We start from the raw sequence: 17,644 nt of genomic DNA, 5'->3' as shown, positions 1-17,644 counted from the left end.
AAGTCAGAAACTACAGTGCCGTTTTTAAAAGAATCTTAATACCAACACCACCATCCCGATGAAGGCAGGTATTTATCATCCGGCTTACCAGCGGCTCAGGAATGACGCCGGGTTTATCTCTAAGGATTATTGATATGGATTCATTACCAAAAACAGGAAATTCACTCTCGACAGTATCGTTTACGAACCCTGAGAGTTGCTCGGCGAAATCTGGCAAAAATTCAAACAGTGCACATTGCCTGTCCCCGGGTAGCAGAGAGCAGCTAAGACAGGAATTGCGGGCAGCTTTGAAGGCAGGCACATTGGCTGCTCGACATATTGAGTTGCGAGGTACGGAGACACTTTATACAAGGCTCATAAGGGAGTCGGTTTATCTCGATCATAACGATGAGTTACCAAAAGGGCCAAGACCAGCCATCATGATTATCGAAGATGTGCCCTCAAGAGTAAGATCGGACACTTTCGCAGTTGGCATTCTGGAACCCGATACACTTGCTGCGTATAAAGGCCATACCTTCACAGACAGCTTACGGGACAAAACCATAAAACCGGATGAACTTGATGTCAAATGCCTGCCTGACAGTCATTCACTGCAGGAGAAAATGCGGGCACAGGCTGAGAGGATTCATCAGGTATATCCAGCATTTACTACATCTGGACACCTGCTCCCCAATGGCACATTCAAACCGCCCAAAGTCAGGGAAAAGGGTTGTCAGCGGTCAATAGAGCATTCAGAATGGCTCACCACCGGGTATACAAAATCACAAATCAAGTGTTTTTTTACTGCAAAGGACACCGGCAAAAGTATTACTGACCATCTGCATGAGAAACACCAGTTAGAAAAGGCTTTTGGCATTGGGTCGTTGCCCTGGCTGGTTTATTCCGAGCAAAGCGGTTCTGCAGAGGTTTATTTTGAGGATGAACTCAGCAGTGGCAATCTCTTAGCGCTTAATGAAGCCAGACTCGGAGATTTTGCGTTATCCCATAACATTTCTGAAGATAGCTTCAAGTGGCTGTTGAATCTTCTGCCAATGCCGTTAAAAGTAGAAATCCTGAATCAACAGCTTCTGCCAATGCTGCAGTTTCGAGTTCAGGAGATTATAAAACTGGTAACGGATCCGGACGGCTCAAGTCCCCAACGCTTACGGGAATTAATAAACCAGGGTTTTCCTGTTGCAAGAAAGGTACTTTACCAGGGAAAATACCAGACAATACCTTATTTGTTGATCGAATCAGCAAGTAACTTATGGCCTCAAGATCGGCGTGACAGATTCAAGTATGGCGACAAAAACCCTTATAGGAGATGGACAGCTTACAAGGAAAGTATCGTTATCCAGCTATCTACAGCTCTGGCCAGATGCGGAGTGTTTGTTGATGAGAAAACCGCCATGGACGTTTTAGAGGACTTTTATTCACCAAGACTTTGCTGCCATCTGAAGGCATTGGGATTATCTTACGAGGGTACTGATATATGGCCTTTGATTTGTGACCACCCATCTTGCAATGATCCGGCTGTGATGCTGGAGTTTCATCAACGTTGCCAGAGACTCAGTTCAGCACAACTGCAGGAAGCGTTTCACCTTGTCCTTCGACGACCTTTTGAGGGATATCATCCCTATAAACAACTTAAGAATTATTTATTAGCGTTGTTTCATTTTGGCAAGCCCAATGAGCAAACATTAAGCGCCGTCAGAAAAAAAATAGCAGACACCAGCGCTAACGGCATTAAAAAATCCCTGGGAACGCTAAGCACAGATGATTATATCTACTGGGTTAAAGCACTCTGGGAACGGCGAGATCAAGAGTCCTTTTATCAGCAATGGCCAGAAAAAGTCAAAGCAGGGGAACAACAAATAATCGAACTGCAAAAGTCCCTTGGCCTCACCCAATGTCGATCTGTCCAACCTGACTCCCTGACGCAACCAGAGGCGTTGCAATTTCTCGTCAACGCCTTCAGCGTACCACCGGTTTTGCCCAATGCCAGGGATAACGAAGAGACTATTCTGAAAATACTGCAGCATTATTACCGTCGCCCCGGGCCAGAGCGAGTCATCCGATACCTCGGCAGTGAGACATTGCCCGGAGTATGGAAGCCTGATCACAACTGCAGTCATGTATTGCGGGCCCGGAACAATCTGTTGTGGTATGTCGAGTTGCTGGAGAAATCTGATCTGATGCATTTCTCTGAATCTGAAAAGAACCTGTTGTCGTTGGCGATCATCTATCATGATGCCGCTGCAGAAGATGTCCCCAAAAAAGATGAAGAAGACAAGGCGGCTCTCTATTTCAAGCGGGATCTGAGGGGGCAGTACCCTCAACATCAGCTGAATGATATTGCCGAAGCACTGGCCCGCAAGGAAGACGACGTACAGGGTAAGAGCGACCAGAATCTTTCTCCATTGGTTCGTGGTTATCTGCATGTACTGCGCTTTGCTGACCGCATGGATTTTATCCGGTTCACCGGGTTTGATGCCTCGTTTCCGGGGTTCTTGACAGACCGACAGAAGTCCGGGCAGTTTGACCCATCGCGTCTGGATCTGCCGTCGCAACTGACCCGGAATTTCACCCGTGATCCTGCCCTGAAACCGGACTTGCAACAGCAATTGGAAGCCGCCATGCACGGTGCTGCTGATCTGCTACAAGTCACTGGCGGTGATCATGAAGACCTCCGGACGGTTTCTTATGTTCAAACTTTCCAGCTCCAGCCTGACAGGACGGCTATCACCGATAAATTTGAACAGACGCCCCTGCCTCTGCAGAACATGGAAAAATACCTGGATGATAACGTCCGGCGCTATATTGCCAGCCGTGCAGGCATTAACACCTGTTCCAGCCCTGACCATACAGAGTGCAAGACTGACCAGAAAGAGGGGATTACCCGTGGCATCCACAACAGTTTTCATGATCTCAGACAAGTCAAAGTGCCTGAAAGAATGACCCGCCTGGAAAAGATGCAGTGTCGCCACGGCTTCAGATTACTGAGCATTGAAACACAATTGGCCGTCATTCAAGAGGTGCATCGACTGCAATCCGAAGGGATACTCATGAGCCTCGGCACATTAACCCAGAAAACCCTGAAATCACGTAAGGCAAAAAGAGTGCTTGAGCAAAGAGGATTTGCGGTGGTTAAGGAGAAGCGCTTCAGGGGATATGACGACCAGGGTAAGGTAAACCTGCAGGAAATGCTGGTGCCCGTGAAGCTTCTGCCTGATCGTAATGAAGCGAAGACGCAACAAGGCTGGCTGGAATAGAAACAGGCAGCCTTTATAGTGCAGGGGATGCAGAGATTTGGCGTTGATCAATATGAAACTTCCATTCTTTGCGCTGCAGCCTGGATGTCCGAATCAGATTTCAGTTTGTCGCCAAGGCCTTCGTAAATGCGGGGATATCGTGAGAGCAGAGGCAGGACAAAGTCCTTGTCATTTTTAAGAGATTCAGTAGCAAAGAACATGGCTTCCGGTTGTTCCTCAATGATTTTCCTCAACAGGGCTTCATTGCTTTTTACTGTCTGTCCGGCATGGTAAAAGGCAAAAACATAGTTTCTGGTAGCTGACAAAACCACAGCGGGGTCATCTTTGAGATCTGTACTGGCATATTCGATGGCTCTACCACAATTATTGACGGCAATCGTCACTAGCGATTTATTGTTTTTGAGGTGATTGCTGGCATACTCTAATAAATCTCCTTGCTGTTCTATTGCAGATTCAGCTATTTCAATATCATTCTTAAATCGGTCGGCAATATATTTAAATACCCTTGGGTTATGGCGAACCAGGAATCTAACCTGAGCCCTGTCGTCATCTAAATTAAAGTCCTCACGCAAGAGTTCAATAAAAGTGGCTGTCGATATGCTGCCAATGGCCATGTGAGCTAACAGTTCTTTTATTATTCTTGCGGCATCATCCGGCTTAAGGTGCCTGGTCTCTGCGGTCAAGATCTCGCGAAGTTCTGTATTTCGATTCACAGCATTAGTTCTCATACGCTGCTGGCGAGCTTTTTTGGCCATTTTAAAGAAGAGCCTGTGTTCGCTTTCCAGATAATCGAAGAACGTATAATCATAATTCCAAGAATCCGGCATATCACGGTTATTGATTGCATCCAGTACCAGACAATGTTTGTATATCCAGTTATTTTCAGGTTCGTCCAGCCCGTTTTGGCACTTTTTAGCCAGTGTTTCAAAATACCACTTTTCAGAAGTGTCACCGGGATTAAATTTGTTGATTGATATATCCATGCAGGTGAGTCCTGACAGAATGGTCACCAATTTCACAAAGCCATCTTGCAATGCTGGTTTTGTATCAACCTGAGTGTATTCTATGGTCATTTTTCCCGCACTTTGATTGAAACTGATTGCCATTGGCCGTGAATTGCTATCAATTGATGTGCAGCGCAGTGTCTGGACCATAAACCAGAAACGCTTCAGTTTGCCCTGTAAATACAGATTTTGGGAAAACTTATCTGAGATGTCGAGGCGGAGTGTTCGGCCCTTGCCACCCTCGGCCTGTTCCAGCATGGTTATGGTGCAGACATGCATTCCGAGTGTTGCACTAATCAAAGCGGCATCCACCATATTAAGCATGCGAAGACTGGCTACGTTAAGTTTGCTCAGTACAGAGATGCAATTGTCGTTTAATAGTCCGGAAACGCCTCGGGGGAGTACATCAATCAGGATTCTCTTTTTTGTAACTTCGGTAATTTTTCCCTGGCCGGATGCTTCGGCCACCGGAGCGAGAGCGCTGACAAATCGCTGATGAAGCCAGTAAATCAGGTCATGAGCAGAATGGATATCGCACACTTCTCTGGGCTGGGTCAGTTTTTGCAGTTTATCCAGCAAGGACTGGCAATCTTTCAGCCATTGTCCTAAATTCGTCCGCCGGTCGGGCAATTCTCCTTCCGTAGCCAGCGGCAAGAGCACTTTTGAGCAGAGATCATTAATGGCATCCTCCAGGTATTTACATTGTTTTTTGAGTGCCGTGAGTTCATTGACAAAGGGCTGGACTCCGGAAGATAGGGCGCCCGATTCAGAGCCTGAGGCCAGATATAAAAAGTGCTCATAACCGGTTAGAAATTGTTGCAAATCGTTCTGCAGAAGAAGAGTCTCCATACCGAGTTCCAGTAATAGATTCGTTCGGTTTGCTGACATACTCATTGCCTTGCTTCGACCCGGAGCAAGGCAGTGGTTTAGTAGTCTGTCGGCATGAAAGTAGTCCAGCAAGCGATTATTCTGGCGGTTCAGCCAGTCAAAACCTGTGTCGACTCTGGTGAAGTCGGGCGGTTCTGTAAGACTGCCTGAGGGTAGGCTTATGATATCCTGACCGGAACTGGTGCTATTGGCCTGCCAGAAGGCAGACTGGTCGCCGGTCAGCAAACAGGCTCCGGGGCTGCCGGCAAAACTGCCTGCCACCAGTGTTACCTGTTGTCCGCTGCTCTGTCTTAATGCCTCAGAATACTGAGAACCAGCCAACAGACAGGGTATACCCGCCTGACGCAGGGTGATGGCAACATGGTCGTTGGTTCCCCCCTGTTTGAACACGCAGCCGCCCAGACGTTTTAAAATATCGGGTGCCAGCATCCAGTCACTGGCGTGGTTGGCAAACAGAAGGGTTCCGGGCGGAATCTGTTCTGCGTTGACCGGTTCGTTGACCGCCAGGGCCACACCACTGCAGCAACCTTCACTGACCATGATTCCTTCAGCCATTGACACGACTGGTGCTGGTGCAGAGAAACGGGTACTGCCCGGCAACTGGGTCACTGGTCGGCACTGGAACACGTGCAGTTGCTGATCGCCATCCACGCCGAACTCAACATCGACCGGGCAACAGAACATATCTTCCAGCTTTTCTATGTTTTTCTGCAGTTCTCGCAATATTTCGTCAGAGAGCATGATGTCTTTTGCATCGGTGGTTGCCGTGTTGCTCCGTTCGATATAACCCGCTTCACCGGTCTCTTCATCGGTGATTTTTTCCAGGACAAACTGTGTCGTAATATCACCTGGGGTAAATTGCCGATCTGGTTGACTGTTTTCGTCATCACTGCGCCTGATCGAATAGCGATGGGGGCGGATACCTGTGGTTCCGGAGACCGCCCCCCGGGGTTGACCCAGTGCAAATTCCACCTGAATGGTATTGTCCTGTAGTGTTGAGTGGCTGATCACTGCGCCCCCCAGCAGGCAATGAATGCACTGCTGCAGGACCAGCGCCATGGGCTTTACCTGTCCGTTTGGACAGACTTCAGGCCGGTAGGCGGATGACAGGACTTGCAGGCAGGTTTTCAGGATATCGCCGCCACCATGAACCCGGGAATCATAGCGACCGGCCTGAGCGTTGCCGAAGCGGTCTTCATCGACGCCGGAACTGCGGACGATACAGGCTTCCCTTGCTTGTTGCCGAAGCCTGAAGTAGCGATGACGAATATCTTCGGCAGCACGGATATTTTCTACCTGTTGATAGAAATCCTCACTGGCAATAAATTCGGATAACCCCTTGAGCCATTTTGATTGTTGCGGATGAGGTAGTTCGGTAACGATCGTGCGCAATTGTTCCAGGCTGAATGATTCCTGGCCCCCCATGTCAATATCTGGCAAAAAGGGCGACAGGCATTTTGCGGGGAAAGTCTGTTGCTCCAGCCTGGCGATCAGGGTTGTGTCAACCACAGTGAAGGGTGGAACCGGGATCCTGGCCTGCTGCATACGGTGTAGAAACAATCCCTTGCCGCCTATAGAGGATCGGATTTGCTCGTCTTTGATGAGCGTTGTAAAGTCAGGTGGCAAGTCATGGCTGGCAGGCTTGCTATTTTTCGTATCCGGGCGTTCGATACCACGAGCGGATAGCGGAGTAAAAGACGGGAAAGCTTCACCTGGATCAACCTCCATTAACCGCAGCTGCCTGCGAGAAGGGCTCTTAAGATTGTAAGGAGTGACAGTACGGGTGAGTGCGTACGCTGCGTGACCACCCGACAACCGGGCAGATTTGTCCTCAGTGTCCTCAGTCGGGCCTGATCTTGTTGGTTGAATGCTCTCCATAGCCTTAATTTCCTTGATTTCGTTGATTAACTTTAAATAAGACCCGTACTTTTGAAAAAAGTTTCAATAAATGAACATCAGGCCTCCTCTTGCACAGAGAGACCAGAATAAGAGGTGTTTCTTGAGGGTTGTAGCGAAATTTCCGGGCAACCTTCGGGGCGACATTCCGGTACCGGGCGTCTTTTTCTGCACCCCATCAGTTCACAAAAGCGCACTCAGAAGGTGAAAATCAGAGTCAGAGGGTTACACAGGAACAGCCTTGATCTGTCGGCTTTTCAGGCTGATCTGAACTCGCGGTTTCAGGTTCAACTCTACTCCGATACCCGGCTGCGGCCAGAATATCCGGATCAGATCTCAGTCTGTCGCTGAGATATCCACAGATGCCAGGCTCTCGTGAGAGCAGTGGAAGTATAAACTCCTTGTCATCTTTAAGGGACTTGGCAGGAAAGAACTTGATGGCTTTGGGATTTTCCTTAATGATAATCCTCAACAAGGCTTCATCGTTTCTTGCTTTCTTGCCGACATGATCAAAGGCAAACAGATTCTTTTTCACCGCCAACAGAACCATCTGGTGGTCATTCTTGAGCTCGCTGCTGGCATACCTGATTGCTTCATAATCATTATTGATGGCAATCTTTACCAACGTTCTATCATTTCTGAGACGGTCGCTGGCAAATTCTAATAAACCTGCATTTTGTTCTATTGCAGATTTTGCTATGTCAACATCATCCTTCAATCTGTCATCGATAAATTCAAATACCTTCGGGTTTTGCTTAACCAGAAGATGTACCAGATCACTATCCTTATCCAAATCAAAGTCCTCACGCAAGAGTTTAATAACAACATCTGTGTGCTGCCGTTTCCACTTTCTTGCACTAGCCATACGAAATAACAGTTCTTTTATTATTCCTTTTGCAGCGTCCGGCTCAAGGTGGCTGGTAGAAGTGGTCACGATTTGGCGAAGTTCCGAAAGGTTATTCCGGTCCTCAGTTGTCTGAAACCAGGCACTGATTTCTTTGGCTATTTTATAAAAGAGTCTGTATTCACTTTCCAGATAATCAAGGAGCGAAACATCAGGTCTGAAGTGGCCTGGACGATCGTCGAAGTCATCACGATCTTTGTAATGTCTCGCGACATCCTCGCCCCCTGAGAATGAATCCAATAGCACGTATTTTTTGAAGCTTGTCTCATTTCTTATAATTGCATCCAATACCAGGCATTGTTTGTATGTCGACTTATTTGAGGGGTCGTCCAGTCCGTTTTGGCACCTTTTAACCAGTGTTTCAAAATCCCACTGATCAGTAGCACCCTGATAAGAATTGCCGATTGACATATCCATGTCGCGCAGTGCTGACAGAATAACCAACAATTTCACAGAGGCCTCCTGTAATGCTGATGTGGAATCAACCTGTGTGCACTCTATGGTCAATTTACCCGGGCTTTGATTGAAGCTAATCGCCATTGGCCGTGAACTTTCATCAATCGATGCACAACGGAGTGTCTGGACCAAAAACCAGAAACGCTTCAATTTACCCTGTAGGTGTATGTTTTTCTGGTCTTGGGAAAAATCGTCCGAGATGTCGAGGCGGAGTGTACGGCCCTTGCCTCCCTCAGCCTGTTCCAGCATGCTTATGGTGCAGACGTGATCTCCGAGGGATATGGTAGCAAAAGCAGCATCCGCCATGTTAAGCACACCCAGCTTCAATCCGGGAATTTCCCTCAGTAACGAGATACAATCGTGGTTTAGTAGTCCGTAAGCGCCTTGGGGGCGCATGTCAATCAGCGATCTCTTTTTACCAAATTTGATAATTTCTCCCTGCCCTGATGCTTTAGCCACTGGGGCAAGAGCTTTAACAAATCGCTTATGAAGCCAGTAAATCAGGTCATGAGCAGAATGGATTGCTTTCACTCCATTGGGCTGGGTCAGTGTTTGCAATTTATCCCGCAAGGTCTGGCAATCCTTCAGCCATTGTCTGAAATTCGCAGGCTGGCTGGATACTTTCAGGCCAGTGGTCAGCGGTATGACCACTTTTGAACACAGGTTATCAATGGCATCTTTCAGGCTCTTGCATTGTTTTTTAAGGAGCTGGATTTCATTGCTAAAGGATTGGACTTCAGAGAGTGCTTTACCCAATCGAGACGCTTTGGCCAGATCTAAAAAGTGCGTATAACCGGATACAAACAGTTGCAAATCATCCTGCAGCAACTGAATCTCCGTGCCAAGCTGTTGAAGCAGATCTGATCGGTTTGCTGACATGCTGACGGCCTTGCTCCGCCTCGGGCCAAGGCAGTGACTTAGTATTCGGTCAGGGAGAAAATAATCCAGCAAGCGGTTATTTTGGCGATTCAGCCAGCCAAAACCTTCGTCGACCCGGGTGAAATCCGGGGGGGGGGCAGCAGCTGTTGCGGGTGAGCTGACGATATCCTGTCCGGAGTTGGTGCTGCTGGCCTCCCAGAAAGCAGACTGGTCGCCTGTCAGCAAATAGGCTCCGGGGCTGCCGGAAAAACTGCCTGCCACCAGTGTGACCTGTTGCCCGCTGGCTGCCTCAGAATAGTGAGAACCAGCCACCAGACAGGGTATACCCGCCTGACGCAGGGTGATGGCAATATGATCGTTGGTTCCTCCCTGTTTGAACACGCAGCCGCCCAGACGTTTTAAAATATCCGGTGCCAGCATCCAGTCACTGCCGTGATTGGCAAGCAGAATGGTACCGGGCGGAATCTGTTCCGCGCTGACGGGCTCGTTGACCACCAGGGCCAGGCCACTGCAGTAACCTTCACTGACCAGGGTTCCTTCAGCCAGAGGCAGGGAGGGAGCGGCTGCACAGAAACGGGTACTACCCGGCAGCTGGGTCACTGGTCGGCATTGGAAGACGAAGACATTCCCCCGGTTATCGACACCGAACTCCACATCCACCGGGCAATAGAACATATTTTCCAGCTGTTCTATATATTTCTGGACTTGTTGCAATATCTTGTCAGTAAGCCTGATGTCTTTTGCATTGCTGGTTGTCGTAATGCACTCTTCAACATAACCCTCTCCACCGGTGATTTTTTTCAGGACAAACTGGCTGCTAACGTCTCCCGGGGTAAATTGCCGATCCGGTTGACTGTTTTCGTCATCACCACGCCTGATCGTATAGCGATGAGGGCGGATGCCTGCATTTCCGGAGACGGCCCCCCGTGGTTGCCCCTGTGCATATTCCAGCTGCATGGCATCGTCCTCCAGCGTTGAGTGGCTGATCACTACACCCCCCAGCCGACAATGGATGCACTGCTGCAGGACCAGTGCCATGGGTTTTACCTGTCCGTTCGGGCAGACTTCAGGCCGGTAGGCAGATGACAGGACTTGCAGGCAGGTTTTCAGGATATCGCCACCACCATGAACCCGGGAATCATAGCGACCGGCCTGGGCATCGCCGAAGCGGTCTTCATCGACGCCGGAACTGCGGACGATGCAGGCTTCATTAGCTTGTTGCCGGAGCCTGAAGTAGCAATGACGAATATCCCCGGCAGCACTGATATTTTTGACCTGTTGATAGAAATCCTCACTGGCAATAAATTCGGATAACCCCTTGAGCCATTCTGATTGTTGCTGATGAGGGAGTTCGGTAATGATTGCGCGCAGTTGTTTCAGACTGAATGATTTTTGGCTCCGCGTGTTTATGGGTGGCAAAAAAGGCAACAGGCATTTTGCGGGAAAAGGCTGTTGCTCCAGTCTGGCGACCAGAGCAGTGTCAACCACGGTGAAGGGTGGAACCGGGATACCGGCCTGCTGCATATGGTGCAGAAACAGTCCCTTGCCGCCCATAAAGGCCCGGTCATTGTTGGCGTGCAAGCTGCGCAGGTCATGGCTGGCAGGCCTGCGGTTATCCGTATTCGAAAGTTTGATATCACGAGCAGGTAGTTGAGGACAAGAGGGGACCGTTTTGTCTGAATGATCCTTCTTACAAGAGGGGGAGTCTTGATTGGCAGAAATAACAGAACGAGCGAAAGCAGATGCTTTTTTGCAGTTTGGCTTATGGGCAGATGTGGGTAAAGCTAAGCCCGATGTTGTTGGTTGAGTCTTTTCCATGACCGTGATCTCCATAATCCTTTCTATATTTGACCGGTGCTTTTGAAAAAAGTTTCAACTAACCGTCAGTCTTATCCTCAACAGGGTTTCAATGTTTTTTGCTAACGACCCAGCATAGTCAAAGGAATAAATATTTCTTCTGGTAGCTGACAGAATCACATCAGTGTCATTTTTGAGATCTTTACTGGCAGAGTGGAGTGCACGATCAATGATTATTGACGGCAAGCAATACCAGCGATGTATTGTTTCTGAGACGTTCGCTGGCAAAGGCTAATAAATCACCTTCCTGTTCTATGGCCGTTTTAGCTATGTCAATATCATCCTTGAATATGTCGGCGATATCTTTAAATATCCTCGGGTTTTGCCGAACCAGCAAAAGCACCAGATCCCTGTCATGATCTAAATCAAAGTCCTCACGCAGAAGTTCAACGCAAGCGTCTCGCAATGGTGAGTCGCTTGCAATGGCCATGGAAAGTAACAGTTCTTTTATTATTCTTGTGGCATCATTCGGCTCAAGGTGTTTGGTAGCAGCATTAAATATTTGGCGAAGTTCTGAATTTGTGTTCGGATCTTCAGTTGCCTCAATACAATGACAAGCTTTATTGGCCATATCAAAAAACAGCTTGTATTCGCTATCCAGATAATCGAGGAAAGTATATTCATGATGCCAATAAGCAGCATTTCTGTCATTGATTGCATCCAATATCAGGCAATGTTTGAACGTCTGGTTATTTACTGGTTCGTCCAGCCCGTTTTGACACCTTTTAATCAGCGTTTCAAAACACCATTTGTCAGTATTTTTACTGAAATCAGGTTGGTTGATTGATATATCCATGGAGGTGAGCCCGGACAGAATGTTCACCAACTCCACAAAGGCTTTCTGTAATGCTGGTGTGGAATTAATCTGGGTATACTCTATGATCATTTTCCCCGCGCTTTGATTGAAACTGATCGCCATTGGCCGTGAACTGCTATCAATCGATGCGCAACGGAGTGTCTGGACCAAAAACCAGAAACGCTTCAATTTACCTTGTAAGTGCTTGTTTTTCTCGTATTGGGAAAAATCGTCCGAGATGTCAAGGCGGAGTGTTCGGCCCTTGCCTCCCTCAGCCTCTTCCAGCATGGTTATGGTGCAGACGTGCACTCCGAGGGTTGCATTAACAAAAGCGGCATCCACCATATTCAGAATGTCTAGCTCTACTACAAAAAGTTTGCTCAGTACCGAGATGCAATTGTCGTTTAATAGTCCGGGAACTCCCTGGGCGAGTACATCAATCAGCGTTCTTTCTACTGTAATATCGGTAATTTGTCCCTGACCGGATGCTTTAGCCACCGGGGCAAGAGCAGTGACAAATCGCTGATGAAGCCAGTAGATCAGATCGTGGGCAGAATGGATATCGCACACTTTTCCGGGCTGGTTCAGTTTTTGCAATTTATCCAGCAAGGTCTGGCAATCTCTCAGCCATTGTCTGAAATTCGTCCGTCGGGTGGGCGATTCTTCTTTGCTGGCCAGCGGCGTGACCACTTCTGTGTACAGGTCATCAATAGCATCCTTCAGGTAGCGCCATTGTTTTTTAAGGAACGGGAGTTCATCGATAAAGTGCTCGACTACCGAGCCTGGTTTAGGCCCAACGGCCAGATCTAAAAAACTCTTATAACCGGTTATAAATCGTTGCAAATCGTCCTGCAGAACATGAATCTCCATGCCAAGTTGTGGTAACAGATCCGATCGGTTTGCTGACATACTGATCGCCTTGCTTCGCCCTGGTCCAAGGCAATGGCTTAGTAACCGGTCAGCGCGGAAGTAGTCCAGTAACCGGTTATTCTGGCGATTCAGCCAGGCAAAACCTTCGTCGACTCTGGTGAAGTCGGGTGGTTCTTCAGGACTGCTTGCGGGTAAGCTGACGATATCCTGGCCGGAAGAGCTGCTGTTGGCCTGCCAGAAGGCAGACTGGTCGCCGGTCAGCAAACAGGCTCCGGGGCTGCCGGCAAAACTGCCTGCCACCAGTGTTACCTGTTGTCCGCTGCTCTTTCTTAATGCCTCGGAATACTGACAACCAGCCAACAGACAGGGTATACCCGCCTGACGCAGGGTGATGGCAACATGATCGTTAGTTCCTCCCTGTTTGAACACGCAGCCACCCAGACGTTTTAAAATATCGGGTGCCAGCATCCAGTCACTGGCGTGATTGGCAAACAGAATGGCACCGGGTGGAATCTGTTCCGCGTTGACCGGTTCGGTGACCGCCAGGGCCACACCACTGCAGCAACCTTCACTGACCATGATTCCTTCAGCTATTGACACGGCTGGTGCTGGTGCAGAGAAACGGGTACTGCCCGGCAACTGGGTCACTGGTCGGCACTGGAACACATGCAGTTGCTGATCGCCATCCACGCCGAACTCAACATCGACCGGGCAACAGAACATATCTTCAAGCTTTTCTATGTATTGCTGCAGTTTTTGCAATATTTCGTCAGAAAGCATGATGTCTTTTGCATCTGTGGTTGCCGAGGTGCTCTGTTCGATATAACCCGCTTCACCGGTCTCTTCACCGGTGATTTTTTCCAGAACAAACTGTGTGGTAACGTCTCCAGCGGTAAATTGCCGGTCCGGTTGACTGTTTTCGTCATCACTGCGCCTGATCCTATAGCGATGAGGGCTGATGCCCGTATTTCCGGAGACCGCGCCCCGGGGTTGACCCGGAGCAAATTCCACCTGAATGGTATCGTCCTGTAAGGTTGAGTGGCTGATCACTACACCCCCCAGCCGACAATGGATGCACTGCTGCAGGACCAGTGCCATGGGTTTTACCTGTCCGTTTGGGCAGACTTCAGGCCGGTAGGCAGATGACAGGACTTGCAGGCAGGTTTTCAGGATATCGTCACCACCATGAACCCGGGAATCATAGCGACCGGCCTGGGCATCGCCGAAGCGGTCTTCATCGACGCCGGAACTGCGGACGATGCAGGCTTCATTAGCTTGTTGCCGGAGCCTGAAGTAGCAATGACGAATATCCCCGGCAGCACTGATATTTTTGACCTGTTGATAGAAATCCTCACTGGCAATAAATTCGGATAACCCCTTGAGCCATTCTGATTGTTGCTGATGAGGGAGTTCGGTAATGATTGCGCGCAGTTGTTTCAGACTGAATGATTTTTGGCTCCGCGTGTTTATGGGTGGCAAAAAAGGCAACAGGCATTTTGCGGGAAAAGGCTGTTGCTCCAGTCTGGCGACCAGAGCAGTGTCAACCACGGTGAAGGGTGGAACCGGGATACCGGCCTGCTGCATATGGTGCAGAAACAGTCCCTTGCCGCCCATAAAGGCCCGGTCATTGTTGGCGTGCAAGCTGGGCAGGTCATGGCTGGCAGGCCTGCGGTTACCCGTAGTCGGAAGTTTGATATCACGAGCAGGTAGTTGAGGACAAGAGGGGACAGTTTTGTCTGAACGATCCTTCTTACAAGAGGGGAAGTCTTGATTGGCAGAAATAACAGAACGAGTGAATGCGGTTGCTTTTTTGCAGTTTGGCTTATGGGTAGATGTGGGTATAGCTAAGCCCGATATTGTCGGTTGAGTCTTTTCCATGACCGTGATCTCCATAATTCTTTCAATATTTGACCGGTGCTTTTGAAAAAAGTTGCAACAAATCGGGCGATAACGGGGATTCTCAGGCTTTAAAAGAGCTAATCCTGATTAGCATTGAACCTTGGCCTGGACATTAATATTAACGGTGCGACGTTTCCCGGACTTTGCTCAGGCAATAGCGACTGCCTCCTTTGACCGCTGCCATTCCAGAAGCTCTTTAATGGCTTTAATCACTTCTTCAACACCATGAATCATTTGGCTTGAATTGAGGTGGCTACTTTGTTTGAGGCGGGTTTCAAGCTCCAGACAGGCTTTCAGAAGTTTTGGTGCCGCGCAATATCGGCAAGCTCCGTGAAGTCTGTGAACCCGATCCAGTAACGGCTCATGGAGACGGTTTCGGAAGCTCTCTTCGATGGTCTGCAAATCCTCTGGCAAACCAGCAAGCAGCATGTCCAGCATTTCTCTGGCCAGTGCCTGGTTGCCGGCTGCCAGCTGAATGCTCTTCTCCACGTCTATTGGTGAGGAATCAGGCTCTAGCTGGACGGATAGATTCTCTTCAGTCGGTTCATCCGGTGCCTGCACTGAATTGCCTGTCCAGTGACTGATGGTAGAGACCAGTTGACGGGTATTGACGGGCTTGGTCATATAATCGTCCATCCCGCTTTGCAGGATCTGCTTGCGTTCTTCAGGCAGTGCATGGGCAGTCACTGCAATAATAGGAATACGGTTGTAAATAGTGTTGATATTTCTGATTCGACGAGTCGTTTCCAAGCCATCAATCTCAGGCATCTGAACATCCATCAGTATCAGATCGAAGATTTTCTGATGGCAACATTCAATGGCTTCAAAACCATTTTTAGCAGTGATTACAGACTGATCCATTTTTAACAGGATGGTTTCCAGTAACTTAAGGTTTACCTCATTATCATCCACGATCAGGATATCGAGTTTTTTTTCAAACACTGCTTTGGCAGGCTGCATGACATCGACTCCGGGGGCAGGGTTCGAAGTCATCCCTTTAATCGCCCGCAAGAGCTTGTTTCTGGCTACGGGTTTAAGGAGGCAGTGAATCCCTGGGGGCAGAGTATCCAGCAGGTTGCTGCTACCGGCCACGGCAAGAATCAGAACCGGGCTTTGTTGGAGATAGTTTTCGGCGATTTTTATGGTGCGCTGCAGATGATCATCACCTTGGCTCAGCAGGAGCAGGTCATGGTTGTTATGGGTTTCAACGTAAGTCTGCAGTTCGGACAAAGACTGAAAAGAAGTGACTTTTAATCCCAGACTCTGAGCCTGATGCCCAATGGAAAGCCTGGAGAGTTCCTGAGGCTCGTAAAGTAATACATGACGGCAGCCGGGTAAGGGCTCCGGCTTAAACAGAACGCTCTCATCTTTTATCGAGCGGACTCGAATGGTAAACCAGAAAGTAGAGCCTCTGCCCAGATCAGAATCGAGTCCGATTTCCCCCTGCATCTGTTCGACAAGACTTTTGCTGATGGCGAGTCCCAAACCAGTACCACCGGCCTGTCGTGTTCTGCTGGAGTCAGCCTGAGAGAAAGATTTGAAAATACGGGAGTGCTGTTCAGACGTCAGCCCTGAGCCAGTATCTGTGACGGTAAACTTAAGAGTATGCATGTCAGCGTCATCCACTTGCTCCAGCATGACCCGAACGGCGACACTGCCGTAATTGGTGAACTTGATGGCGTTGCTTACCAGGTTGGTGAGAATCTGGGAGAGCCGCAGCTTGTCGCCAATGATATCTTCAGGAGTATCTTCATAAATGAAGCTGACCAGTTCCAGCGATTTATGGTGTGCCGCAGGGGCCATAATAGCCAGGACATCGTCGATCACTTCCCGGATACTGAGTTGCTGGTTGTCCAGTTCGAGCTTGCCTGCCTCGATTCTGGAGAGGTCGAGAATGTCATTCAGCATGGTCATCAGACCCTGGGCAGATTTCTCAATAGTGCACAGATATTCCCTTTGCTGTGATTTAAGTTCCGTTTCAAGCAACAGCGCAGTGTAGCCGGAAATACCGTTTAGAGGTGTCCGAATTTCATGGCTCATATTGGCCAGAAATTCACTTTTACTTTTATAAGCTTCAAGTGCTTCTTTTCGGGCCAGGTCCAACTCAACATTCTGGATTTCTATGGTTTCCAGCGTTTCGTGTAATTCATTGGTGGATAAGTCAGCGCTTCTTTGCAACACCTCCCGGGAGTGAGTGAGGCGCTCCAGCAGTCTGTTGATTGCCAGCTCCAGTGTAAAATAGAGACTCCCGGGAGAGGCTTCCAGTCGACTATCCTGATCATCTGCATTGATTTTATCCATAGCATCGGCGATGGATCGCATGGGGTTGATCAGGGAGCGGGACAGCTTCATGTAGAGTGACAGAACAATGCCAATAGCCAGAGCCAGCAGAATAACGGCCACAAGAGTGGCTCTGTGTTTCTGTATACGTATTTCCGAATAAGCGTATTCGATCTGCAGCCAGCCATGGGTTTCAGTAGAATCACCACGAAGTCGAACCACGGGGGTAATCGCTCTTAAAGTATCCCGGGTGGTGAAAAGAGTCAGAGTGTCGGGAAGTGGTTGATCCATGCCTATAGGGAGCAGGTTGGGGCCGGTATGGAGTAATTCCCTGCCATTTCGATCGAGCAGACTGACTGCCCTGATATCATTATCACCCAGAATCTGGACAGCCAGATCACGGGTGTTCTGCATCTCACCGCTTTCTATTGAATAAACTACAAGCGTCGCCAGCTTGCGAGTCATATCTCTGGCTTTCGTGGTCAGCTGCTGGTCAAGTCCGGATAAATGTGCCCAAAGGTAGAGGCTGCACATAAGGGCAGAGATGAGAGTGCCCGGTAGCAGTGCCAAAACAAGAATCCTGCGCTGAACAGTCTGGAAAGATGTTTTCATAAGTAATAATTGTACAGACTGGATTATTATCATTTATGCTGGGGGCATCATA

The 17,644-nt window shown here is 48.9% G+C and carries 6 protein-coding genes; 1 reads left to right on the top strand and 5 read right to left on the bottom strand.

Features of this window, described 5'->3' with window-relative positions; all coding sequences use genetic code 11:
• Positions 1-134: 134 nt before the first annotated feature.
• The gene (locus P6910_RS13220; protein WP_317141760.1) at positions 135-3,251 is read left to right on the top strand and encodes a hypothetical protein; all 3,117 of its coding nucleotides are present in this window, start codon (positions 135-137) and stop codon (positions 3,249-3,251) included.
• 47 nt (positions 3,252-3,298) lie between these two features.
• On the opposite strand, the gene P6910_RS13215 is transcribed toward P6910_RS13220, so the two are convergent.
• From P6910_RS13215 to P6910_RS13200, 5 genes are all read right to left on the bottom strand, one after another.
• The gene (locus tag P6910_RS13215) at positions 3,299-7,021 is read right to left on the bottom strand and encodes a DUF4116 domain-containing protein (RefSeq protein ID WP_317141759.1); all 3,723 of its coding nucleotides are present in this window, start codon (positions 7,019-7,021) and stop codon (positions 3,299-3,301) included.
• A gap of 235 nt (positions 7,022-7,256) precedes the next feature.
• Positions 7,257-11,096, bottom strand: coding sequence for a DUF4116 domain-containing protein (locus P6910_RS13210; protein ID WP_317141758.1), 3,840 nt, complete (start codon positions 11,094-11,096; stop codon positions 7,257-7,259).
• 54 nt (positions 11,097-11,150) lie between these two features.
• The gene (locus P6910_RS26830) at positions 11,151-11,321 is read right to left on the bottom strand and encodes a DUF4116 domain-containing protein (RefSeq protein WP_410493829.1); all 171 of its coding nucleotides are present in this window, start codon (positions 11,319-11,321) and stop codon (positions 11,151-11,153) included.
• Positions 11,302-14,679 (bottom strand): PEP/pyruvate-binding domain-containing protein, encoded by a 3,378-nt coding sequence (locus P6910_RS13205; RefSeq protein ID WP_317141757.1) that lies wholly within the window; start codon positions 14,677-14,679, stop codon positions 11,302-11,304. Before P6910_RS13205 ends, P6910_RS26830 begins: the two co-directional genes overlap by 20 nt.
• Before the next feature lie 168 nt (positions 14,680-14,847).
• Positions 14,848-17,592, bottom strand: coding sequence for a response regulator (locus P6910_RS13200; RefSeq protein WP_317141756.1), 2,745 nt, complete (start codon positions 17,590-17,592; stop codon positions 14,848-14,850).
• Between the last annotated feature and the right edge of the window lie 52 nt (positions 17,593-17,644).

It is taken from the genome of Endozoicomonas sp. 8E (assembly GCF_032883915.1).
In the GTDB taxonomy this organism is placed as follows: Bacteria; Pseudomonadota; Gammaproteobacteria; order Pseudomonadales; family Endozoicomonadaceae; genus Endozoicomonas_A.
This window is presented reverse-complemented; position numbering and strand designations above follow the sequence as displayed.